Below are 226 nucleotides of genomic sequence, written 5' to 3'. Positions count from 1 at the left end.
TATTATAGTAAATATTCCTTCTTATTGCTACGCACTTATTATTTATTACTATGTTCTTTTATTAGTTTATTTGTCTCACTCTCATTTGATGTTCGAGACCAGTATCCCGCTAAAATAGAACCGCTCATGTTATGCCAGATAGAGAAAATAGTCCCGGCAAAAGCCGCTGTGGGCGCAAAGAACTTCATTGCCAATGCACTAGCGAACCCTGAATTTTGTAAACCAA

Annotated in this window: 1 pseudogene; it reads right to left on the bottom strand. The window is 37.2% G+C overall.

What is annotated here, in order from left to right:
* Nucleotides 1-38: 38 nt before the first annotated feature.
* Nucleotides 39-226: pseudogene (locus V6255_RS18420) on the bottom strand (hypothetical protein); the annotation flags it as partial.

Source organism: Psychromonas arctica, assembly GCF_038155225.1.
GTDB lineage: Bacteria > Pseudomonadota > Gammaproteobacteria > Enterobacterales > Psychromonadaceae > Psychromonas > Psychromonas arctica_B.
This window is presented reverse-complemented; position numbering and strand designations above follow the sequence as displayed.